26 protein-coding genes are annotated in these 21,945 nt (G+C 69.2%); 15 read left to right on the top strand and 11 right to left on the bottom strand.

Annotated features, from left to right (window positions below):
• Window positions 1-51: 51 nt before the first annotated feature.
• From ACW11F_RS10925 to ACW11F_RS10900, 6 genes are all read right to left on the bottom strand, one after another.
• Entirely contained in the window at window positions 52-690 is a 639-nt protein-coding gene (locus ACW11F_RS10925; protein WP_456996938.1) for a LolA-related protein, read from the bottom strand.
• On the bottom strand, window positions 617-1,624 hold the full coding sequence (locus ACW11F_RS10920) for an LpxL/LpxP family acyltransferase (protein ID WP_456996937.1): 1,008 nt from the start codon (window positions 1,622-1,624) through the stop codon (window positions 617-619). Before ACW11F_RS10920 ends, ACW11F_RS10925 begins: the two co-directional genes overlap by 74 nt.
• Window positions 1,621-1,911: a hypothetical protein gene (locus ACW11F_RS10915; protein ID WP_456996936.1), complete on the bottom strand. Its 291-nt coding sequence runs from the start codon at window positions 1,909-1,911 to the stop codon at window positions 1,621-1,623. Before ACW11F_RS10915 ends, ACW11F_RS10920 begins: the two co-directional genes overlap by 4 nt.
• Entirely contained in the window at window positions 1,908-2,651 is a 744-nt protein-coding gene (locus tag ACW11F_RS10910; protein ID WP_456996935.1) for a lysophospholipid acyltransferase family protein, read from the bottom strand. Before ACW11F_RS10910 ends, ACW11F_RS10915 begins: the two co-directional genes overlap by 4 nt.
• Window positions 2,652-2,717: 66 nt before the next feature.
• On the bottom strand, window positions 2,718-3,374 hold the full coding sequence (locus tag ACW11F_RS10905) for a ketosynthase (RefSeq protein ID WP_456996934.1): 657 nt from the start codon (window positions 3,372-3,374) through the stop codon (window positions 2,718-2,720).
• Between the two features lie 65 nt (window positions 3,375-3,439).
• Window positions 3,440-3,712: a phosphopantetheine-binding protein gene (locus tag ACW11F_RS10900; RefSeq protein ID WP_456996933.1), complete on the bottom strand. Its 273-nt coding sequence runs from the start codon at window positions 3,710-3,712 to the stop codon at window positions 3,440-3,442.
• A gap of 139 nt (window positions 3,713-3,851) precedes the next feature.
• Between ACW11F_RS10900 and ACW11F_RS10895 the strand changes: the two genes are divergently transcribed.
• The 4 genes from ACW11F_RS10895 to aroE all read left to right on the top strand — a co-directional run bounded on the left by ACW11F_RS10895 (window position 3,852) and on the right by aroE (window position 8,144).
• On the top strand, window positions 3,852-5,177 hold the full coding sequence (locus tag ACW11F_RS10895; protein ID WP_456996932.1) for an NAD(P)/FAD-dependent oxidoreductase: 1,326 nt from the start codon (window positions 3,852-3,854) through the stop codon (window positions 5,175-5,177).
• Window positions 5,174-6,172 (top strand): chorismate transformation enzyme, FkbO/Hyg5 family, encoded by a 999-nt coding sequence (locus ACW11F_RS10890; protein WP_456996931.1) that lies wholly within the window; start codon window positions 5,174-5,176, stop codon window positions 6,170-6,172. Before ACW11F_RS10895 ends, ACW11F_RS10890 begins: the two co-directional genes overlap by 4 nt.
• A 71-nt stretch (window positions 6,173-6,243) precedes the next feature.
• On the top strand, window positions 6,244-7,236 hold the full coding sequence (gene hemB, locus ACW11F_RS10885; protein ID WP_456996930.1) for a porphobilinogen synthase: 993 nt from the start codon (window positions 6,244-6,246) through the stop codon (window positions 7,234-7,236).
• 74 nt (window positions 7,237-7,310) lie between these two features.
• Complete coding sequence (aroE, locus tag ACW11F_RS10880) at window positions 7,311-8,144, top strand: shikimate dehydrogenase (protein WP_456996929.1); 834 nt, start codon at window positions 7,311-7,313, stop codon at window positions 8,142-8,144.
• A gap of 16 nt (window positions 8,145-8,160) precedes the next feature.
• Here aroE and ACW11F_RS10875 read toward each other — a convergent pair whose 3' ends face one another.
• On the bottom strand, window positions 8,161-8,712 hold the full coding sequence (locus ACW11F_RS10875; protein WP_456996928.1) for a gamma carbonic anhydrase family protein: 552 nt from the start codon (window positions 8,710-8,712) through the stop codon (window positions 8,161-8,163).
• A gap of 31 nt (window positions 8,713-8,743) precedes the next feature.
• Between ACW11F_RS10875 and xth the strand changes: the two genes are divergently transcribed.
• On the top strand, window positions 8,744-9,517 hold the full coding sequence (xth, locus tag ACW11F_RS10870) for an exodeoxyribonuclease III (RefSeq protein ID WP_456996927.1): 774 nt from the start codon (window positions 8,744-8,746) through the stop codon (window positions 9,515-9,517).
• A gap of 130 nt (window positions 9,518-9,647) precedes the next feature.
• On the opposite strand, the gene ACW11F_RS10865 is transcribed toward xth, so the two are convergent.
• Both ACW11F_RS10865 and ACW11F_RS10860 read right to left on the bottom strand, forming a co-directional pair.
• Entirely contained in the window at window positions 9,648-9,917 is a 270-nt protein-coding gene (locus ACW11F_RS10865; RefSeq protein WP_456996926.1) for a GlsB/YeaQ/YmgE family stress response membrane protein, read from the bottom strand.
• Between the two features lie 237 nt (window positions 9,918-10,154).
• Window positions 10,155-11,495, bottom strand: coding sequence for an AMP-binding protein (locus tag ACW11F_RS10860; protein WP_456996925.1), 1,341 nt, complete (start codon window positions 11,493-11,495; stop codon window positions 10,155-10,157).
• A gap of 68 nt (window positions 11,496-11,563) precedes the next feature.
• On the opposite strand from ACW11F_RS10860, the gene ACW11F_RS10855 reads away from it, so the two are divergent.
• The 10 genes from ACW11F_RS10855 (at window position 11,564) to rpmG (ending at window position 19,278) form a co-directional block, all read left to right on the top strand.
• Window positions 11,564-12,157 (top strand): 4'-phosphopantetheinyl transferase family protein, encoded by a 594-nt coding sequence (locus ACW11F_RS10855; protein ID WP_456996924.1) that lies wholly within the window; start codon window positions 11,564-11,566, stop codon window positions 12,155-12,157.
• Window positions 12,154-12,819 carry a 16S rRNA (guanine(527)-N(7))-methyltransferase RsmG gene (gene rsmG, locus ACW11F_RS10850; protein ID WP_456996923.1) on the top strand — a complete coding sequence of 222 codons (666 nt, stop codon included), beginning with the start codon at window positions 12,154-12,156 and terminating at the stop codon, window positions 12,817-12,819. The genes ACW11F_RS10855 and rsmG overlap by 4 nt, the downstream gene beginning before the upstream one ends.
• Before the next feature lie 49 nt (window positions 12,820-12,868).
• Window positions 12,869-13,666 carry a ParA family protein gene (locus ACW11F_RS10845; protein WP_456996922.1) on the top strand — a complete coding sequence of 266 codons (798 nt, stop codon included), beginning with the start codon at window positions 12,869-12,871 and terminating at the stop codon, window positions 13,664-13,666.
• A complete protein-coding gene (locus ACW11F_RS10840) occupies window positions 13,663-14,601 on the top strand; it encodes a ParB/RepB/Spo0J family partition protein (RefSeq protein ID WP_456996921.1) in 939 nt (312 codons plus the stop codon). The genes ACW11F_RS10845 and ACW11F_RS10840 overlap by 4 nt, the downstream gene beginning before the upstream one ends.
• A gap of 60 nt (window positions 14,602-14,661) precedes the next feature.
• A complete protein-coding gene (locus tag ACW11F_RS10835; protein ID WP_456996920.1) occupies window positions 14,662-15,639 on the top strand; it encodes an NAD-dependent epimerase/dehydratase family protein in 978 nt (325 codons plus the stop codon).
• Window positions 15,606-16,379: a glycosyltransferase family 2 protein gene (locus ACW11F_RS10830; protein ID WP_456996919.1), complete on the top strand. Its 774-nt coding sequence runs from the start codon at window positions 15,606-15,608 to the stop codon at window positions 16,377-16,379. Before ACW11F_RS10835 ends, ACW11F_RS10830 begins: the two co-directional genes overlap by 34 nt.
• A 66-nt stretch (window positions 16,380-16,445) precedes the next feature.
• Window positions 16,446-16,781 (top strand): lipid-A-disaccharide synthase N-terminal domain-containing protein, encoded by a 336-nt coding sequence (locus ACW11F_RS10825; protein WP_456997099.1) that lies wholly within the window; start codon window positions 16,446-16,448, stop codon window positions 16,779-16,781.
• Between the two features lie 70 nt (window positions 16,782-16,851).
• Window positions 16,852-18,645 carry a DUF885 domain-containing protein gene (locus ACW11F_RS10820; RefSeq protein ID WP_456996918.1) on the top strand — a complete coding sequence of 598 codons (1,794 nt, stop codon included), beginning with the start codon at window positions 16,852-16,854 and terminating at the stop codon, window positions 18,643-18,645.
• A 219-nt stretch (window positions 18,646-18,864) separates the two neighbouring features.
• Window positions 18,865-19,101: a 50S ribosomal protein L28 gene (gene rpmB, locus ACW11F_RS10815; protein WP_112927280.1), complete on the top strand. Its 237-nt coding sequence runs from the start codon at window positions 18,865-18,867 to the stop codon at window positions 19,099-19,101.
• Window positions 19,102-19,113: 12 nt separating this feature from the next.
• A complete protein-coding gene (rpmG, locus tag ACW11F_RS10810; RefSeq protein ID WP_076586027.1) occupies window positions 19,114-19,278 on the top strand; it encodes a 50S ribosomal protein L33 in 165 nt (54 codons plus the stop codon).
• A 92-nt stretch (window positions 19,279-19,370) separates the two neighbouring features.
• Here the strand turns inward: rpmG and ACW11F_RS10805 are convergent, their stop codons facing one another.
• Together ACW11F_RS10805 and ACW11F_RS10800 are read right to left on the bottom strand one after the other, a co-directional pair.
• Window positions 19,371-19,997 (bottom strand): exonuclease domain-containing protein, encoded by a 627-nt coding sequence (locus ACW11F_RS10805; protein WP_456996917.1) that lies wholly within the window; start codon window positions 19,995-19,997, stop codon window positions 19,371-19,373.
• Entirely contained in the window at window positions 19,994-21,826 is a 1,833-nt protein-coding gene (locus ACW11F_RS10800; RefSeq protein WP_456996916.1) for a DUF294 nucleotidyltransferase-like domain-containing protein, read from the bottom strand. The genes ACW11F_RS10805 and ACW11F_RS10800 overlap by 4 nt, the downstream gene beginning before the upstream one ends.
• Window positions 21,827-21,945 lie beyond the last annotated feature (119 nt).

The following is a 21,945-nucleotide window of genomic DNA, read 5'->3' as shown; positions in this document are numbered from 1 at the left end:
GTGCAGCGTGGGGGCGGCGAAGCGGCCATGGTAGCCGCCGCGGCGCCCGGCTCAGGCGCGGCTGCCGCGGCAGGCCGCCTCCAGCCGTGCGGCATCGGCATCGGCTGCCAGCGCGCGCGCGGCGCTGGCCAGCAGCGTGCGCTGGACTTCGCCACCGCGCGCGATGCGGGTTTCGATGCAGCGCAGTTCGCTGCCGCGCCCGTACAGGGTGATGTCGCGCAATTGCGCGCGCAAGGCCTCCTGGCGCGGATTCAGCCGCATGCGCCAGTCGTTGCGGCTGCCTTCGACCTGCACTTCGAAATCGCGTTCGATGCCGCGCTGGTCACCGCGCAACAAGGCGCCGAAGCCGGCCTCGATGCTGGCCAGCTGCGGTGCGCGCGCAAGGGCGAAGTTGCGTGCCGCGCGCCCGGGGCGCTCGATGCGCGCCTGCCCGCCGCGGATGGTGGTGGTTTCGGCATACGGCACGCGCACTTCGCGCACCAGGGTATCGGCATCGGGGCGGCGGTATTCGCCGCTGATGCGCAGCGGGTTCTTCAGCAGCGGCGACTCGCGCACCTCGACGAAATCGGTGCGCATCGGCGCCGGTTGCGCCAGCCGCGACAGGATCCAGGCGGCGTCAACCGTGTTCGCGCTCTGCGCCAGCGCCGGCAGTGCCGCCGCGCACAGCAGTGCGACGCTGCACAGCCGCATCGTCCAGCCGGGCTTCCGCGTCCGCGGGGGGCGTTGCCCAGAAATCATAGAAATTGAACCAGTTGTAGGGTGCATGGCGGGTCATAGTTTCCAGCCGCGATGCGTAACGGCGGATGAGCAGGGCGAGCGCGGCGGCACGGTTGCGCCGCGGGATCTCCAGCGGCTGCGCGGAGAAGGTTTCGAAGTGCAGGTCGTAGCGGCGTCCGCCGCGGTACAGGCCGAAGCCCAGCGCGATCGGGGTCTTGACCGCCGCGGCGATCAGCCACGGCGAGGTCGGGAAGCGTGCCGGCGCACCGAGGAACGGCGCCGGCAGTGCCGGCTCGCCCGGGCGCGCGCGATCGACCAGCATCGCCACCAGCGCGCCTTCGTCCAGCGCCTGCTTGATCGCGATCGCCACCGCCGGGCCGTCATCGGCGGCGTCGATCACGCTGGCGGCGATGGTCGGATTGAGCGCATCGAGCAGGCGCATCAGTGCCGGGCTCTGTGATTTGTCCAGCACCACGCGGATGATGTAGTCCGGGCGCCGCGTCGCCAGCACCCGCAGCACGTCGAAGCTGCCCAGATGCGAGCCGAACAGCAGCAGGCCGCGGCCCTGGTCGAGCAACTGGTGCAATTCCTCCAGCCCATGCACGCGCACGTCGAAGCGCTCCAGGTCGCCGCCGAGCAGGAACACGCGATCGAGGATGGTCGAGGCGAAGGCATGCACGTGGCGCGCGCCATCGCGCAGCCGCGACGGGCGATCCAGCACACGCTCGAGGTAGGCCATCGAGGCGCGTCGCTCCGGGCCGCGCTTGAACAGGAAATACAGCGTGATCGGCCACAGCAGCAGGCGCGCCACCGGGCGCCCGAAGCCGCGCGCGATCGCGCGCAGCAGCCACAGCGCCGCATAGCCGCCGCCCTCGGGGCGCGCCTTCCAGTCCCGCGCCTGCGTCATGGCGTGGCCATCTCGCCACTGGCCAGCAACGTCTCGCCGCGGTGCACGCGGAAACGCCAGCGGCCGCGGACCGGGGATTCGAGCGAGATTTCGGCCTCTTCGCCGGGCAGCAGCGGCTGCACGAACTTGACCTGCGGCAGGCACAGCGGCGGCTGCGGGCCATGTTCGGCCTCGATCGCCTGCAGCACCGCGTCCAGCAGCATCACTCCCGGCACCACAGGATGCCCGGGAAAGTGACCGGGCAGGGCGGGGTGATCGGCGGGAATGGAGAAGATGCGGGCAGTCATTCCGCTGGCAGCATGGCACGCACGGCGTCATGTGCGCGTTGCGCCAACGCCTGGCGGTCGAGGCCCTGGCTGTCGATCGGCGTGCCCAGCTGCACGCGGATGGTGCCCGGCCAGGCGCGAAACCACGGCGTCGGCGGCAGCACCGCACCGGTGCCCTGCAAGGCCACCGGTAGCACCTGCACCCCGGCCATGACCGCGGACTGGAACGGGCCGGCCTTGAACTCGTCCATGCGCCCGTCGCGGCTGCGCGTGCCCTCGGGAAAAATGCATACCGAATGACCCTCGCGCAGCAGTTGCGCCGCGCCGCGCAGCATCAACGGCGCGCTGCGCGGGTTGTCGCGGTCGATGAACAGCATGTCGGTGGCACGGGCATAGGCGCTGACGAACGGCACCCGGGTCATTTCCTTCTTCAGCACGAAACGCAGCGCCACCGGCAGCGCCCGGAACAGCGCGCAGATGTCGATCATCGACTGGTGGTTGCTGACCACCAGGTAGGGCTGCGACCAGTCGATCGCGTCGGCACCCTCCACCCGCAGCCGCGCGCCGGCACCATGGATCAGGCCCGGAGCCCACAGCCGCGCGCCCATGCGCAGCGGCCAGTGCGCGCTGCCGGTGAGCAGCCGCACCAGCAGTGCTAGGCTGATCCAGGACGCCGTCCACAGCATCACGAAAGCGAACTGCAAGCCGCCGAACAGGGTCCAGCCCGTTTCCGGGCGTGCGTAATTGAAAGCCGGAGGCATCCGTGTCGCGCTCATTCCATGTGGTGCCCCGCAGCATAACGCCTGCATCTGAACATGATCGAACGTTTACCGCAGCAGGTCGCGCCAGAAACCCGGTCCCAGCGCGACCAGTTTGCGGCCGAAATCCAGCGCATTGCGGTAGCGCCCAGGGAAGCGCCGCTTGCGGTACAGGTATTCGGCCACGAACAGCAGGCCGATCAGACCGTAAGTGCACCAGTTGGCGAACCAGGACCATTGCGCATCGGTGATCGCGAGCGGGCTTCGGATGTCGAAACTGGCAAGGATTCCGCGCGGTACCGCGATCATCGCAAGGCCGAGGTTGAGCAGCGTCAGCAGCAGCAAGGCGCCGGCCCAGAGCCGGGTCAGGGCCTGCGAATAGCGGTACAGCGCCGGTTCCAGGGTGGCCGGCGTGCTGCCATCCATCGCCGCCACGATGCGCGTGATCAACGGCGTGTGACCGGCGCGCAGGCTGCGCGCGAACAGCCAGCCGATCATCGCCATGAACAGCGGCGGCGCCAGCAGCAGTGGCAGCAGGGCGAAGCGCGAGCTCGCCAGCCACGCCAGCCCGGCGCAGGCCAGCGCCAGCAACAGCCAGTCGCGCAGGCGACCACGCAGCAAGGAATCGAGCTGCACGAACAGCAGCATGTCCAGCCCCGCCAGCGCTGCCAGCACGCCGCTCTGGCGCATGCTGGCAAGCTGCGCCAGCAACGGATAGACCAGCATCAGTCCCAGGCGCAGGGCGGCGCTGAGGCCGGCGGACGGGGCCTCATCTGGCGGCGTTGCAAGGCTCAGGCGGCGCTCCGGTGTTCCTCGATGTGCGCCGACAACGCGCGCAGCGAGGCGAAGATGCGTCGGTTGTCCTCGTTGTCCGAGCGCAGCTGGAAACCGTACTTCTGCGAAATCGCCAGTGCCAGTTCCAGTGCGTCGATCGAATCCAGACCCAGCCCGGTATTGAACAGCGGCGCCTCGGGATCGATCTCGGCGGCGCTGACGTCCTCCAGGTTCAGGCTCTCGACCAGGAGTTCGGCCAGTTCACGTTCGGCTGGGGTTTGCTCGGACATCATTGGAATCCTTGAAAATGACGGCGGCGCGCGCTGCCGCGCACGCCCGAGCCGGCTAGAGTAAGCCCGCGCTATCATCCGCGCCACCCCGATGCGGGCGCTTCCGCCATTCGCATCCGAATGTTTTCAGTTTGCCGCCATGTCGCCTGCCTCCGTCCCCGCCGTCCACACCGAGCCGATCCGCACCGATGTGCTGGTGATCGGCGGCGGCCCGGCCGGCAGTTGCGCGGCCAGCATCCTCGCCGCGCGCGGCTGGCAGGTGACGATGCTGGAAAAGGATCGCCACCCGCGCTTCCACATCGGCGAATCGCTGCTGCCGATGAACATCCCGATCCTCGAGCGCATCGGTGCGCTGGAGAAGGTGCGCGAAGTGGGCCTGCTCAAGCTGGGCGCGGATTTCCCCGGCGTGGACGGCGGCTACAACGTGTTCGACTTCCGCCGCGCGTTGCGGCCCAACCCCGGTTTCGCGTTCCAGGTGCGGCGCTCGGAGTTCGACCAGGTGCTGTTCGAGCATGCGCGCGAATGCGGTGCCGATGCGCATGACGGCGTACGCGTGGTGCGGGCGGAGGAAGGCGCCGATGGCCGCCTGTGCGTGTTCGACGACCAGGGCCGCGCGTGGCTGGCGCGGCATGTGCTCGATGCCAGTGGCCGCGACACCTTCCTCGGCAACAAGCTCAAGCTCAAGCGCAAGAATCCCAAGCACGCCTCGGCAGCGGTGTTCAGCCATTTCGAGGGCGTGGCGCGCCGGCCGGGGCGCGATGCCGGCAATGTCAGCATCTGCCGCCATGCGCATGGCTGGATCTGGATGATTCCGCTGCGTGACGGCACCACCAGCGTCGGCGCGGTGTGCTGGCCGGATTACCTCAAGACGCGTCGTGGCGGCATGGAGGAGTTCCTGATGCAGACCCTGGCCACGGTGCCCGACGTGGCGCAGCGCATGCAGGGTGCGCGACGCGTCGCGCCGGTGCATGTCACCGGCAATTACACCTATGAATGCCGGCGCATGCACGGCCCGGGATGGACCCTGATCGGCGATGCCTATGCCTTCGTCGATCCGATGTTTTCCTCCGGCGTCTACCTCGCCATGCACAGTGCCGAGCAGGCCGCGCACATGGTCGATGCCGCGCTGTGCGAGCCCGCGCGCGAAGCCGCCCTGCAGCGGCGCTTCCAGCGCGAGTTCGACTCCGGACTGGACGAATTCAAGTGGTTCATCTACCGCTTCACTTCACCGGCGATGCGTGCGCTGTTCGCGCAACCGCGCAACGTGCTCGGGGTGGAGCGGGCGATCGTGTCGATGCTGATCGGCGATATCTTCAGTGGTCGCCAGGTGCGGCGCCGGCTGCGCGTGTTCCGCGTGATCTACGCGCTGACCGCGCTGGGCATGGCGCCGGACGCGTGGCGCGCGTGGCGCCGGCGCCGGCGCCAGGTGGCGATCGAAATGCGCGAGGAGACTTTGCAGGAATGATGGCAGCAGTCATGCAGGAGCAGCATCCGCCGCAGTTGCACGTGGAATACGTCGATGTCGACGCGCTGGACGAGTGGCTGGCGCGCCCCGACCTGCTGGCCGCCTTCGGCTTCGGCCCCGGCGCGCCACGGCGGGGCGATGCGCGCTGGCTGCGCGTGCCGCTGGCGCCGTGGGGCACGCCGCAGGTGGAAATCTGGCGCGCGCACGGGCCGGTGGAAACGGGCCGCGACGGCGCCATCCAGTACGCCAGTGATGGCGCGCTGCTGTTCGGTGCGGTGGAGGTGGCCGAGGGCGAGGGTGACATCCGCGAGGCGGCGCGGCAGGCCTACGCGGCGATGAGCGAGTTCGTCCGGGCGCGCGGATTCCCGCATCTGCTGCGGGTCTGGAACTACCTCGACGACATCACCCTGGGTGAGGGCGATGCGGAGCGCTACCGCGAATTCTGCATCGGCCGCGCCGCGGGCCTGGGTGATTTCGATGTCGGCGCGCTGCCCGCGGCCACCGCGATCGGCCGCTGCGACGGCGAACGCGTGCTGCAGGTGTACTGGCTTGCCGCACGCAGCCCGGGGCAGCCATTGGAAAACCCGCGCCAGGTCGCCGCCTACCGCTATCCGCGCCAATACGGCCCGCAATCGCCCAGCTTCGCCCGCGCGATGCTGCCGCCGAGCGCGCGCACCATGCCGCTGCTGCTTTCGGGCACGGCCGCCGTGGTCGGCCATGCCTCGCAGCATGAGGGCGAACTGCTCAAGCAGCTGGACGAAACCTTCGCCAATTTCGATGCGCTGCTGGCGGTCGCGCGCATGCGCCAGCCGGCATTGCCGCAGCACTTCGGCGACGGCACCCGGCTCAAGGTCTACGTGCGTGATGCCGCCGACCTGCCGCTGGTGGCGCAGGCGCTGGACGAGCGTTTCGGGCCCAGCGTGCCGCGGCTGCTGCTGCATGCGGCGATCTGCCGTCGCGAGCTGGCGGTGGAAATCGACGGCGTGCACGGCTGAGGCCCGCGCCTCGGCGCGACGTCCGGTCGTGCACCACCGACGACGCGCAGCGGCGCGCCTACAATGGCGGCATGAGCAGTTATCCCTTCGCCCGCCCGCGGCGCATGCGCCGCGACGTGTTTTCGCGCCGCCTGATGCGCGAGAACGTCCTCACCACCGATGACCTGATCTATCCGGTGTTCGTGCACGAACATGCCGGGCGCGCGCCGGTGGGTTCGATGCCCGGCATCGAGCGCCTGTCGATCGACGAATTGCTCAAGGTCGGCGAGGCGTTGTGCGAGGCGGGCATCCCCGCGATCGCGTTGTTCCCGGTCACTGCGCCGGAAGCCAAGTCGCTGGATGCCGCTGCCGCCTGGGACGAGGAGGGCCTTGCCCAGCGCGCGGTGCGTGCGCTCAAGCAGCGCTTCCCCGCGCTTGGCGTGATCACCGACGTCGCGCTCGATCCGTATACCTCGCATGGCCAGGACGGGCTGCTGGACGAGGCTGGCCACGTGCTCAACGACGAAACCGTCGAAGTGCTGGTCAAGCAGGCGCTGTCGCATGCCCGCGCCGGCGCCGACGTGGTCGCGCCCAGCGACATGATGGACGGGCGCATCGGCGCGATCCGCGGCGAGCTGGAGGCCGAGGGCCTGATCCACACCCGCATCCTCGCCTACAGCGCGAAATACGCCAGCGCCTTCTACGGCCCGTTCCGCGACGCGGTCGGCTCGGCCGCGGCGCTGGGCAAGGCCGACAAGTTCACCTACCAGATGGACCCGGCCAATTCCGACGAAGCCCTGCGCGAGGTCGATGCCGACATCGGCGAGGGTGCCGACATGGTCATGGTCAAGCCCGGCATGCCGTACCTGGACATCGTGCGCCGGGTCAAGGACGAGTTCGGCGTGCCCACCTTCGTCTATCAGGTCAGCGGCGAGTACGCGATGCTCAAGGCCGCCGCCGGCCATGGCTGGCTGGACGAGCGCGCCACCGCGATGGAAGCGCTGCTCGGCATCAAGCGCGCCGGCGCCGACGCCATCCTCACCTATTACGCGCTGGACGCCGCGCGCTGGCTGCGCGAAGGCTGAACGCACGGCCGGCAGCAGAGCGCGTCGCGGTCGATCGGCTGCTGCGGCGTTCGTGCTGCAGGTAGCATGTGCCAATGGCACTGCCGCATTACGCCGTCCTCGGCCATCCGGTCGCTCATTCGCTCTCGCCGCGCATCCACGCGGCGTTCGCCCGTGAGTGCGGCATCGCGCTGACCTACCTGGCGCTGGACACCGGCACAGTCGGCTTCGCCGCGACCCTGCAGCGCTTCGCCGCCGCCGGTGGCGTGGGTGCGAACGTCACCGTGCCGCACAAGGCCGAGGCCGCGGCCCTGTGTCATACCCTGGGGCATCGCGCGCGTCGCGCCGGGGTGGTCAATACCCTGAGCCTGCACAACGGCCGCTGGCTGGGGGAGAACACCGATGGCAGCGGCTTGCTGCGCGACCTGCGTCAGCGTCGCGGGCTGGAGCTGTATCAGAGTCGGGTGCTGCTGATCGGCGCCGGCGGTGCCGCGCAGGGCGTGGCACCGGCGCTGCTGGAAGCGGGCATCGCCCAGCTGGTCATCGCCAACCGCAGTCGCAGTCGTGCGGTCGACCTGATGGACCGGCTGCAGGACGACACGCGCACCCGCGCCTGCGTGCTGCACGAAGTGGCCGCGATGGGCGAATTCGACCTCGTCGTGCAGGCCACGTCCGCCGGGCATCAGGGCGAGGCACCGGCACTGCCCGGCTTCGTGCCGGGCGCGGACACGGTCTGCGTCGACCTCAACTATGGCGCCGCGGCGATGGGCTTCCTCGCCTGGGCACATGCGCATGGCTGCCAGCACGCGTTCGACGGCCTCGGCATGCTGGTGGAACAGGCGGCCGATGCATTCGAAATCTGGCACGGGCAGCGCCCCGACACCGACCCGATCTACGCGCAGCTGCGGCTGACCCCCGGCCAGGCCTGAAACGCCAGCGGCCCGCTCAGGGCTCGCGGCGCTTGCCGCTGAGGTACTCGTCCTTCAGTCGCACGTAGTGGCCGGCGGAATAGAACAACGCCTCGATTTCGGCATCGGACAGCTTGCGTGCGAAGCGCGCCGGGCTGCCCAGCCACATCTCACCGCTGCCGAGCACCTTGCCCGGTGCCAGCAGCGCGCCCGCGCCGAGGAAGCCGTGGCGCTCGATCACCGCGCCATCCAGCACCCGCGCGCCCATTCCGACCAGGCTGGCGTCCTCGATCCGGCAGGCATGCACGATGGCCTGATGGCCGATGGTCACGTCCTCGCCGATCACGGTGGCGAAACCGCCGAGCTTGGCATGCGGGCCGTCGTGGCTGACGTGGACCACGGTGCCGTCCTGCACATTGGTGCGCGCGCCGATGCGCACGAAATTGACATCGCCGCGGATCACGGTGAACGGCCACACCGAGACGTCATCGCCCAGCACCACATCGCCGATCACCCGCGCGGCCTCATCGACATACACCCGCTCGCCGAGCTGCGGCAGGTGATCCAGATAGGGACGGATCGCATTCATGCGCGCAGTGTACGCGGGTACACTCGCGGGCATGAAAATCGCCAGCTGGAACGTCAATTCACTCAATGTGCGGCTGCCGCATCTGCTGCAATGGCTGCAGGCGGCGGCGCCGGATGTGGTCGGGCTGCAGGAAACCAAGCTGGAGGATCACCGCTTTCCCGCCGAGGCGCTGGTCGAGGCCGGCTACCGCTGCGCCTTCCACGGGCAGAAGACCTACAACGGGGTCGCGATCCTGGCGCGCGGGCGCGAGATCGACGACGTGCAGATGGGCATCCCCGGTTTCGAGGACGACCAGCGGCGGGTGATCGCGGCCACCGTCGATGGCATCCGCATCGTCAATCTGTACGTGGTCAATGGCCAGTCGGTGGGCAGCGACAAGTACGCCTACAAGCTGCGCTGGCTCGACGCCGTGCATGCGTGGATCGAGGCCGAGCTGGTGCACCATCCGCGGATGGTGGTGATGGGCGACTTCAACATCGCGCCGGATGCGCGCGACGTGCACGACCCGGCGATCTGGAACGAGGACCACATCCTGACCTCGACCGCGGAGCGTGCCGCGCTGCAGCGGCTGCAGGCACTGGGTCTGCACGATGCCTTCCGCCTGCATACCGACGAAGGCGGCATCTTCAGCTGGTGGGATTACCGCCAGGCCGCGTTCCGCCGCGACATGGGCCTGCGCATCGACCTGACTCTGGTTTCCGAGGCACTAAAGCCGCAGCTGGCCGAGGCCGGCATCGACCGCGAACCGCGCACCTGGGAGCGGCCCAGCGACCACGCGCCGGCCTGGGTCAGGCTCGAGGCCTGAAGGCAGGTCGACGCAGCGCGGTGCATGCACCGCCAGACCGAGGCGGGGCGCGGAAAATGACAAGGCCCGGCATGCGCCGGGCCTCGGGAGCGGCACGTCCCTGTGCCGCACGGGGTGTGCGGAGCCTCGCTCAGCGCGCGCGCCCGCGGGTGAACAGGTTCACGATCGCGAGCAGGATGATCGCGCCGATCAGCGAAGCCAGGAGGCCCATGACACTGAAGTCGCCGGTGTTGGCGGTGCCCGAACCCAGCAAGGGGGCAATCAGGAAGCCACCAAGGAAGGAGCCGACGATGCCGACGATGATGTTGAGCAGGATGCCCTGTTGCGCGTCGCGCTTCATGATGATGCTGGCCAGCCAGCCGATGAGGCCGCCGACGATCAACCAGATGATGATGTTCATGCAGTTCTCCGAACCTTTGGGAGTTTGGGTTTGGCGCTTCCCCGTGTCGCCGGGAGCGTCTGCAGTCTGCGCAGTGGTCCGTGATGGCACCGTCATAGAGCCATCAGAAAACCTTAATCAATTCAGCAAGTTGCGCATCATGTGAATATTGCGATGCAGCGTGAATGGCGCATCGATGTGGCCTCGATGCACGCCGATGCCGGGATTTGCAGGACGAAAATGCCGCCGCGCGGCGGCTCAGGCGCGCGGCGGCTGCGCCGCTTCCGCAGTTTCGACCAGGGCGAGCAGGGCCTCGCGCGGCAGCTTGCCGGTTTCGTTGCGTGGCAGCGCGTCCACGCGCAGGATCCGGCGTGGCAGGAATACCGGGTCGCAACCGCGGCGCAACGCGGCGAGGATGGCGGCATCCTCCAGCGCGGGATCGGCGAACACCAGTGCCAGCAGCCGGCCGATGCCGCTGTCGTCGGCATCCAGTTGCAGCATCGCCGCATCGCGGATGCCGGGGATCGCCAGCAGGCGACGGCCAAGATCCGCCAGCGAGGCGCGCTTGCCGGCGATTTCCAGCAAGTCCGACTGCCGTCCGCGCAGGATGAAGCCGCGCCCGTAATCGACCAGTCCGACGATGTCGGCAAGCTCCCTGGGCTGCACCAGCGAGGGGCGATGCACGCGCGTGCCATCGGCCAGCGGCTGCAGCCGGGTGTCCGGGTACAGCCGCCAATGCGTTTCGCGGGCGCTGCGCCGATGGGCGAACACGCAGACTTCGGTGGCGCCGAACAGTTCATGCAGTTCGCAGCCGAAGCGCGCCTCCGCGGCGATGGCGAGTTCGCGCGGCAGGGGCGCGGTGGCGGTGACGATGGCCTGCAGCCGCGGCAGCTCGACGCCGGCCTGCAGCAGCGCGCGCAAATGCACCGGGGTGGTCACCAGCAGGCGCGGCATCGTGGTTTCGGCCAGCATGCGCACGATGTCCTCAGGGAAGAACGGCCGCCCCGGATGCACCTGCCAGCTGCCGAGCAGCGGCATCAGCACCGACATCTCCATGCCGTACATGTGCTGCGGCGGCACCGTGGCGAGGATGCCGCCAGCCTGCGGGAACAGCGTGCCGAGCGCGTGGCGGTTGCCGGCATCGGTCATCTGCAGCGAACCCCACGACTTGGCATTGGCCGAGGGCGCGCCGGTGGAGCCGGAGGTGTAGGCGATCAGCGCGACGCGCTGTGCGGGGATATGCCAATCAAAAGCCTGCAGGTCGGCTTCGCCGCCGGCCAGGTCCACGCGCAACACGCCTTCGCCATCGGCATCGCCGAGCACGTGGCTGCCGGGGTGGCGAGCGGCGACTTCGGCAACGGCTTCGGGTGCACGCGAGGGCGGCATCAGCGTGGCCTGTCCGCGCAGCAGGGCGGCACAGAAGCCGAGCATGAAATGGTCGCGCCGCTCGCACAGGTTGATCGCCGCCGGTGCCGCGGGCAGGCGCATGGCCAGCGCCGCCACGCGTGCGCGGAACTCGCCACGGGTCATCGCCTGCGGACCGCAGAACAGCAGGTGATTGTCGTCACCGGGCAGCAGGGGTGGGGCGTCGACACTCATCCGGGGCAGGGCATCAGGGCGGCGGGGCGCCCATGTTAGCCAGTGCCGCGGGCGGCTAAGCTGAAGGGATGCCCGATGTACCCGACCATGCCCTGTTGCCGCTGCCGGTGGCCGCGGATGCCGAGCGCCTGGCGCGCGAATGGTTCGCCGCACGCGTCGGGCGGGCGGCAGAAGCAGTGCCGGTCAGGCGCGATGCGCATGGTCGCCCGCGCCTGGCGGCACCGCTGGACGGATTGGACCTGGGCTGGAGCCACAGCGGCGGCTGGCTGCTGCTCGCCGGCGGCGAGGGCCTGCGTCTGGGCTGCGACCTGGAGCATGTGCGCCCACGGCCCAACGCGCGCGCGCTGGCACAGCGCTTCTTCCATGCCGATGAAGCCGCGTGGCTGGATCGCTTGCCGCAGGAACAGGCGGAGCGCACCTTCCTGCGCCTGTGGTGCGCCAAGGAGGCGCTGCTGAAAGCCTATGGCCGCGGGCTGGCATTCGGTCTGCAGCGGCTGCGCCTGATCGAGGGTGCGCACGGCCTGGAGCTGGCGGACTGCGACCCGCGGCTTGGTTGTGCGGGCAACTGGCAGCTGCATGAATGGAGCCCGCGCCCCGGCTTCCACGCGGCACTGGCTTGGCACCGCCTGCCGGCGCCGCAGGCTGCGATACTGCCGCCATGAATGCGCATGCCCTGCCAGCCGACATCGAGCCCCTGCTGCGCTCGGGCCTGGCCGAACTCGGCCTGTCGTCCACGCTGGCGCCCCCGCTTCTGCAGTATCTGGCGCTGCTGCAACGCTGGAACGCCACCTACAACCTGACCGCGGTGCGCGACGTGCGCGAGATGGTCAGCCGCCACATCCTCGATTCGTTGGCGATGGCGCGCTTCGTGCCCGATGCCGCGCTGGCTGATCTGGGCACCGGGCCCGGGCTGCCGGGGATCCCGCTGGCCATTGCGCGGCCGGGCTGCCAGGTGACCCTGGTCGAGTCCAACGGCAAGAAGGCGCGCTTCCTGCGCGAGGCGTTGCGCCGCTTGCAGCTGAGCAATGCCGAGGTGGCCGAATGCCGCGCCGAGCGGCTGCAGCGCCCGGGAGCCTATGCGGCGATCACCGCGCGCGCGCTGGCGACGCTGGCCGGGATCATCGAGGTCGGTGGCCACCTGCTGGCCGAGGACGGGGTGCTGCTGGCACTCAAGGCCGGCAGCATCGAGGCCGAGGCCGCGCAGCTGCCACCGGGCTGGGTGCTGCGCGAGACGCACGAATTGCAGGTGCCGGGCCTGGCCGCGACCCGGCGTCTGGCGGTGGTGGCACGCGCTGCGGGTACGCCCGGCACGGCGCGGGCATAATGGAGCGTCCTGTGGCCGCACCGGCGGCCGCGATGACGGAATCCCGCACATGGCGCGAGTGATCGCGATTGCCAACCAGAAGGGGGGCGTGGGCAAGACCACCACCTCGGTCAATCTGGCCGCCGCGCTGGCGGCCAGCAATCGTCGCGTGTTGCTGGTCGACCTCGATTCGCAGGGCAATGCGACCATGGGCAGCGGCATCGACAAGCACGAGGTGGCGCATTCCACCTGCGACGTGCTGCTGGAGGAGATCCGCGCCGCAGCCGCGATCATGGCCAGCGAGGAAGGCTACGACCTGATGCCGGGCAATACCGACCTCACCGCAGCCGAGATCGCGTTGATGGACGAGGAGGGCCGCGAGCAGCGGCTCAAGCGCGCGCTGGAAGACCTGCGTGACGAATACGACTTCATCCTCATCGACTGCCCGCCGGCGCTGTCCCTGCTGACCCTCAATGCACTGACCGCGGCCGATTCGGTGCTGGTGCCGATGCAGTGCGAGTACTACGCGCTGGAAGGCCTGACCGCGCTGTTGCGCACCATCGATGCGCTGCGCCAGCGGCTCAACCCGAAGCTGGAGATCGAGGGCGTGCTGCGCACCATGTTCGATGTGCGCAACAACCTGTCCAATGCGGTGTCGGCCGAGCTGGTGCAGCACTTCGGCGAGCAGGTCTTCCGCACCATCATCCCGCGCAATGTGCGCGTGGCCGAAGCACCCAGCCACGGGCAGAGCATCGTCAGCTACGACCGCGCCTCGCGTGGCGGCGTGGCCTACCTCGGGCTGGCCGGCGAAGTGCTGCGCCGCCAGCGTGAACGCACGGCCAGTGAAGCCAAGGAGCATGCCGCATGAGTCCCGCCGCCAAGCCCCCGGTCAAGAAGGCACCCGCCAAGGCGGCGGCACGCAAGCGTGGGCTGGGCCGCGGACTTGACGCGCTGCTCGGGCCGAATGCCGCTGCGCCGCGCGAAGCACTGGAGGCGCAGCCCGGCGACCGGCTCAAGCGGTTGCCGCTGAAGCACTTGCAGCCGGGCAAGTACCAGCCGCGGCAGACCATGGATGATGCCAAGCTGGCGGAGCTGGCCGAATCGATCAAGGCGCAGGGCGTGGTGCAGCCGGTGGTGGTGCGCGCGATCGGTAAGGACAAGTACGAGATCGTGGCCGGCGAACGCCGCTGGCGCGCCAGTCGCCTCGCCGGCCTGACCGAAATCCCGGCGGTGGTACGCGAGCTGGACGACCGCACCGTGGTCGCCATGGCGCTGATCGAGAACATCCAGCGCGAGGACCTCAATCCGCTGGAAGAGGCGCAGGCCCTGCAGCGCCTGATCGACGAATTCGACCTGACCCACGCGCAGGCGGCGGAGGCGGTGGGGCGCTCGCGCGCGGCGGTGTCCAACCTGCTGCGACTGCTGGAGCTGCCGGAGGAAATCCGCGCCCTGGTGCAGGCCCGGGCGATCGAGATGGGGCATGCCCGCGCCCTGCTGTCGCTGACCCCGCAGGCGGCGATCGCGCTGGCGCGGCAGGCGGCCGACGAAGGCTGGAGCGTGCGCGAAGTGGAACATCGCGTTCAGCAACTGGCCGCCGGCACGTTGCCCACCGGCACGACGAGGAAGCGCAGCCGTGTGCTGCCATCGGCCGATATCGCGGCACTGGAGAACGAGCTTTCGGAACTGCTCGCCAGCAAGGTCGCGGTGCAGCATGGACGCGGTGGCCGCGGCAAGCTGGTGATCCACTACGGTTCACTGGATGCGCTGGACGGCGTGCTGGAGCGCTTGCGCAAGGCGCCCTGAGGCCGGCGCAGGCACGTGCGCAGGCATTCGCCGGCCACGACAAGGCGCGATAATCCACGCATGAACTCTGGCCCGATTCTGCTCACCGGCGCCGCCGGCTTCATCGGTGCGTACGTGATGCGCGCGCTGCTCGCGCGCGGCGAGCACGTGCTCGGCGTGGACAGCTACAACGCGTACTACCCGCCGCAACTCAAGCGCGATCGCGTCGCCGCACTGTGCGCGCAGGCCGACATCCGCGTGCTCGACATCGCCGATGGCCAGGCGCTGGCTGCCCTGTTCGAGGAAGTGAAGCCCGCGCGCGTGATCCACCTCGCCGCACAGGCCGGGGTGCGCCACTCGCTGACCCATCCCGAGGACTACGTGCAGAGCAATCTGGTCGGCTTCGGCCACGTGCTCGAGCAATGCCGGCGGCACGCGGTGGCGCATCTGGTTTATGCCAGCTCGTCCTCGGTATACGGCGATGCCGCCAGCCCGCCATTTTCCGAGGCGCAGCGCATCGATCGCCCGCGCTCGCTGTATGCCGCGACCAAGGTCGCCAACGAGGCGATGGCCTACAGCCAGGCCAGCGTGCATGGCCTGGCCGCCACCGGTTTGCGCTTCTTCACCGTGTACGGGCCGTGGGGCCGGCCGGACATGGCGCCGTTGCTGTTCTCGCGTGCGGCGCTGGCCGGTCGCCCGATCGAGGTGTTCAACCATGGCCGCATGCGCCGCGACTTCACCCATGTCGACGACATCGTCGCCGGCGTGCTCGGCGCACTGGATGCGCCGCCGGACGGACTTGTCCCGCCGCATCGGGTGTTCAACCTCGGTCATCACGTGCCGGTGCCGCTGGAGCACTTCATCGAGGTGATCGAGGCCGCCGCCGGGCGCCGTGTCGAGCGCTTCTACCGTCCGATGCAGCCGGGCGACATGCTCGAGACCATGGCCGACATCGAGCGCGCCCGCGAGGCCTTCGGCTTCGCACCCGGGATCGGGATTGAACACGGCATGCCGGCAGTGGTCGAATGGTGCCGCGCCTATTACGGAGATGCCGTGTGAGTGAGCTGCCGCAGTTGTCGGTGGTGGTGCCGGTCTACAACGAGGAAGACAACATCGCCCCGTTGGTGGAAGAAATCGTGGCCACGCTGCGCGGCCGGCTTGCGTTCGAGATCGTGTACGTGGATGACGCCTCGCGCGACGGCAGCCTGCAGCGGCTGCGCGCGTTGCAGGCGCACACGCCGGAGCTGCGGGTGATCCGCCACCTCGCCAACAGCGGACAGAGCGCAGCGATCCGCCACGGCGTCGAGGCCGCGCGCGCGCCGTGGATCGCGACCCTGGATGGGGATGGGCAGAATGATCCGGCGGACATCCCGCGCCTCCTGGCCGAGCGCGACAAGGCCGACGAGGCGGTGCGCATGTTCGCCGGCTGGCGGGTAGAGCGCCGCGATTCGGGCAGCAAGCGCTGGGCCTCGAAATGGGCCAATGCGATCCGTGCGCGCATGCTTGGCGATGCCACCCCCGACACCGGCTGCGGCATCAAGCTGTTCGAACGCGCCGCCTTCCTCGAGCTGCCGTATTTCGACCACATGCACCGCTACCTGCCGGCGCTGATGCAGCGTGCCGGCTGGCGCACGCTCAGCGTGCCGGTCAACCATCGCGCACGCAGCAGTGGCGTGTCCAAGTACACCAATCTCGGCCGCGCGCTGGTCGGCGTGCGCGACCTGCTGGGCGTGTCCTGGCTGATCGCACGGCAGCGCAGGACCGACATCGAGGAAATCATTCCGCGCGACGATGGTTGAGCGCATCCACCCTCCCTGTTTGCACCCGGAACCGAGCCCGTGATCAGCCCCGACCCCGTTTCCTTCATGCATGCCCCGATCAGCTGGCTGGAATGGACCGGGGTGCACATGAGTCCGTGGAAGCTGATCGGCTGGATCGGCGCGCTGATGTTCGGCAGCCGCTGGCTGGTGCAGTTCATCGCCAGCCGCCGCGCCGGCCGCCCGGTGATCCCGCGCATGTTCTGGTACATGAGCATCCTCGGCAGCCTGATGACGCTGGCCTATTTCGTGTTCGGCAAGAACGATTCGGTCGGCATCCTGCAGAACCTGTTTCCCACTTTCACCGCCGGCTACAGCCTGTGGCTGGACATCCGCCACCGCGGCTGGCGGCGCGACCGCGACCACGACCACGACCACGATTGAAGGCGGCCGCGGGCAGCCGGCAGCGGCATGAAGGGTTAGCATCGGGGCACGTCCGCAACCCGATGCCGCCATGACCCGTACCCCGTTGCTGCTCGCCTGTCTGCTTGCCCTGCCGTGGAGCGCGTCCCTGCAGGCGGCGCCGCCTGTGCCGCAGGCGCAGCCTGCGCGCGCCGCCGAATCCGCCGCCGACGCCCGCTTCCGTGCCATCTGGGAGCGCGAATGGGCCTGGCGCCAGGCCGAGAACGGCCAGGTCGATGGCGAGGATGCGAGCGGCCTGCGCCTGCGGCTGCCGGATGTCTCGCCACAGGCACAGGCACGCCGGCTCAAGGTATGGGAGGGCGTGCTGGCCGAGCTGGAGCGGATCGACCCGGCGCGGCTCGGCGCGGAGAACCGCATCCATTACCTGGTCTATCGGCCGCAGGTGGAGAACCTTGCCGCCGGCGCGCGTTTCCGCGACCACGAGATGCCGTTCAACGCCGATTCCTCGTTCTGGTCGTGGCTCGGCTTCATGGGCCAGCAGGAATTGCGCAGCGCGCAGCATTACCGCGATTACATCGCGCTGCTGCGTGATGTGCCGCGCTATTTCCAGCAGCACATCGGCAACATGCGCGCCGGGCTCGCGCGCGGGTTCTCGGTGCCGCGTGCCACGCTGGACGGGCGCGATGCCTCGATCGCGCAGGTGGCGGAGTTGCGCGATGTGGAGCAGGCCGCGCTGTATCGCCCGTTCAAGCGCATGCCGGTGTCGATCCCCGCGGCCGAGCAGCAGGCGTTGCGCGAGGAGGGGCGACGCGCGCTGTCCGAGGCGGTGATCCCGGCCTATGCGGAGCTGCTGGCCTTCTTCCGCAACGAATACGTGCCGCAGGCGCGCACCACGCTGGCCGCCGAGGCGATGCCCGATGGCGTGGCCTGGTACCGCCAGCAGATCCGCCACTACACCACGCTCGACCTCGAGCCCGAGGCGATTCACCAGATCGGCCTCAAGGAAGTCGCGCAGATCCGCGCCGAGATGGACGCGATCATCGAGCAGGTCGGATTCAAGGGGAATTCGCCGCAGACCCGCTTCCAGGATTTCCTCGCCTTCCTGCGCACCGACAAGCAGTTCTACGTGGACACGCCGCAGGCGCTGCTCGATCGCGCGGCGTGGATCAGCAAGCGCGTGGATGGCGAGATCGGCAAGATCATCGGCAAGCTGCCGCGCAACCGCTTCGCCATCGTCGAAGTGCCGCCGGACATCGCCCCGTTCTGGACTGCGGGCCGCGGCGGTGCCAGCACCTACTGGCTCAACACGTATGACTTGCCTTCGCGGCCGCTGTACAACCTGCCGGCGCTGACCCTGCACGAATCCGCACCCGGGCATTCGCTGCAGGGTTCGCTGGTGATGGAAATGGGCGAGATGCCGGGCTTTCGCCGCGAATACATCAGCGCCTACGGCGAGGGCTGGGGCCTGTATTCGGAATGGCTGGGCAAGGAAATGGGCATCTATGAAACGCCGTACGAGGACTTCGGCCGCCTGACCTACGCGATGTGGCGTGCGGCGCGGCTGGTGATCGATACCGGCGTGCACCACAAGGGCTGGAGCCGCGAGCAGGCGATCGCCTACCTGCGCGAGAACACCGCGCTGTCCGAGCACGAGGTCACCACCGAGGTCGATCGTTACATCTCCTGGCCGGCGCAGGCGCTGTCCTACAAGCTCGGCGAGATCGCGATCATGAACCTGCGCCGCGAAGCCGAGCGCGAGCTGGGCGCGAAGTTCGACCCGCGCCGCTTCCATGACGCGGTGCTGGCACAGGGTTCGGTGCCGCTGCCGTTGCTGGAGAGCGAGATCCGCAGCTTCATCGCGCGCGAGAAGGCCGGCGGCGGCTGAGGCAGCCGCGCCGGGCGTCCCCGCCGCTGCCGGGCTTGCATCGCGGCCGGATCTGTCGCATCATGCTCGGCTCCCTGCGCCCGCCCGACGGCAGGCCGTGCCGGAAACGCGATTCCGGCCCGCAGGATCGATGCCCGCATCGCGTGGCCGCCGCAAGGCGCGCCGGGGCCGCCGCCGCCCGGGCCACGGGTGGCACCCACGGACACACGAGAGGTGCTCATGTCCCGCCAATGCCAAGTAACCGGCAAGCGTACCGTGACGGGTAACAACGTCTCGCACGCGATGAACAAGACCCGCCGCCGTTTCATGCCCAATCTCCACGAACGCCGCTTCTGGGTGGCTTCGGAGAACCGCTGGGTGAAGCTGCGCGTTTCCACCAAGGCCCTGCGCACCATCGACAAGAACGGCATCGACGCCGTGCTGGCCGACCTGCGTGCCCGTGGCGAAAAGATCTAAGGAGTCCCGACCATGCCCTCCAAGCGCGACAAGATCCGCCTGATTTCCTCGGAAGGAACGGGTCACTTCTACACCACCGACAAGAACAAGAAGAACACCCCGGGCAAGATGGAAATGAAGAAGTACGACCCGGTGGTGCGCAAGCACGTGATCTACAAGGAAGGCAAGATCAAGTAAGCGCCTTCGCTGCTTGCCGCTTCGACGAAACCCGCCGCAAACCGGCGGGTTTTGTTTTGCCCTGCGCGGGCTGGCGGCGTGCGTGCGCCTGCTCAGTCCGCCGGGTGCCAGCCCTTTTCCTGCAGCGCCAGCCAGCACATGGCCACCGTGGTGGCATCCCCCAGCGCGCTGTGCCGGCCCAGTACCGGCACACCGAGGGTATGTGCGATGTGGTGGAAGTCGAGGTTGGGCGGGGCATCCGGGCGCCGCCGCAACTGCGCCGCCTGCACCGCGTCGGCAAGATCGAAGCGGCGGTTGGGCAGGGTGAAGCCGCAGACCGCGCGCACATGCGGGGCCAGCATGCGCAGGTCGAAATCGAGGTAGTAGCCGAGCAGCGGGCGTGGCCCCAGCCAGTGCAGGAATTCGCGCACCGCGCGGGTCACGCCGATGCCGCTGGCGGCCTCCTGCGGGGTGATGTGGTGGTGGCGGATGGAATCGATGCCGAATTCGCGCTCCGGCCGGATGCGCCGGGTGAAGCGCTCGGACAGGCACACGCGCCCCTCGCGCAACGGCACCGCTGCGAGGCTGAGGATGTGATCGCGCGCGGGATCCAGGCCCGTGGTTTCGAGGTCCAGACTGACCCATTCGTGCTGCGGCGCCGGCGCGGTCAATGCGCGCCATTCGCCCTCGCCATGGCGTCGGCGCGTCCACCAGCGGCGCAGGGCGGTGGCGGTGCTCATTCGCGCAGGTGGAAGCGGGTCTTGATCAGGCCGCGGAAGTCGCGCACCACGCGCAGGGCATCGCGCAGCAGCTCGCGATCCAGCCGGCGCAGGCGTTCGGCCTGGATGAAGTCGTCGGGCGTGCGCCCGGCATCGATCGCCTCCAGTTGCGCATCCAGCCGCAGGCGCTGGAACGCGGCCAGTGCCTGCGGCAGGTCGCGGCCCAGTTCCGCCGGCAGCAGGCCGCCATCGAGCAGCTGCCGGCAACGCTCGAAGCTGTTGCGCTCGCTGATGCCGTGGCGCAGCGCCAGGCAGCGCAGGCCATGCACCACCGGGAAAATGCCGCCCTTCTTCAGGTCGGTGCCCTGCGCATCGCCGCGTACCTGGCCAAGCAGGGTCAGCGGGGTATCGAATTGCAGCACCGCGGCGGCCAGTTGATTGAGCAGGCGCTCGTCGCCGCCCAATGCCATCAGGGCCGCGTCCACCGGGGCGAACAGGGCACGATTGCCGGCGACCGGGCGCGCATCGAGCGCGATCGCGAGATCGAGCGCGGCTTCGCCGGTATGCAGGAAACGCCAGCGGTCGATGCGCTGACGCCATTCGGACTGGCGCATGCGCCAATGCGGGTTGCTCGCCATCACCCCGCCGCGGCAGGGCGGGTAGCCGACTTCGCCCAGCGCGGCGGCGAAGCGTTGCATGGCCTCGGCAATCGCCGCCTCGTCCGCGGCGTCGATGTCGTCGGCCATCACCAGCGCGTTGTCCTGGTCGGTCTTCAGCAACTGTTCGCGACGGCCCTCGCTGCCCATCACCAGCAGGCACACGCGTTGCCGCAGTTCGGCCGGCAGCAGCAGTTCGAAAATGCCGCGCATGATGCGGCTGTTGAGTGCGCTGACCAGCTGCATCAGGTTCGGAATGCGCGCGCCCTGGGCGCTCAGGGTGCGGATCAGGCGCGGCATTTCGCGTGCCGCCTCGGCGATCTCGGCGAGGCTTTGCGCGCGCGCCAGGCGCAGGTTGATCAGATGCGAGTGGCTGGCGTAATGCGCCAGCACCTCGGCCATGCCGAGGGTGCCGATGATCTGCCTGCCCTCGGCCACCGCCACGCGCTCGATCTGGCGCTCGGTCATCACCACCAGCGCCTGGAACAGCATGTCCTCGCGACCGAGGCTGACCAGTGGCCGGCTGGCGAGCGGGCCGACCGGTGCCTCCAGTGGCAGCAGGCGATGGCTGAGCGCTTCCAGCAGGTCGGTGCGGGTGACGATGCCCGGTGTGTCTTCGGCAGCGTCCTCGACCAGCAGGCAGTCCACCCGTTTCTCGCGCAGGCGCTGGCTGGCCTCGCGGATGCTGGTGGCCGCGTCGATGCGTTCGGCCGGTGCCAGTTGCGCGTCGCCGACGCGGGTCACCATCAGTTCGGCCAGCTCCGAATCGCGGCCGCGCTCGAGCGCGGCAAGCCGGCCCTTGGCGCTGAGGCCCTCGCTGAAGTAGGCGGCGAACGCGGGATTGTCGGCCAGCAGGCGGCGGAAGCTGGCGGCCGGAATCAGGAACAGCAGGCAATCGCTTTCGCTGCGGTAGCTGTGGCGCGCGCGGCCGGCCATCACCGCCCAGGCGCCGAACACGTCGCCGGGCCCGTAATCGCCGAAGCGTGATTCGCGGCCCTCGGCGTCACGCTCGAATGCGCAGATGCGGCCCTTGAGGATCACCACCGCATGCGGCGAAGGATTGCCGGCCTCGAGCAGCAACTCGCCGGCGGAATGGAAGGCGAGGTCGACGCTGGCGGTCAGCAGCGTGCGTCCGGCTTCGTCGAGCAGGTCGAACGGCGGTTGCGACAGGTCGAGGCCGGGAACGGGTTCCATGGCGCCACGGGCATCGGGATTGAGGTCATTCTCGCAGTCCCGCTGACGCGTGTATGTTCGACTTTGGCCGTGGTGGTGCGCTCGCCTACACTCGGAGCATCCACCCAGGACAGGCGCGC

This window comes from Luteimonas sp. e5 (assembly GCF_054031035.1).
Note: the sequence above shows the minus strand (reverse complement) of the source record. Positions and strands in the feature narration are given on the sequence as shown.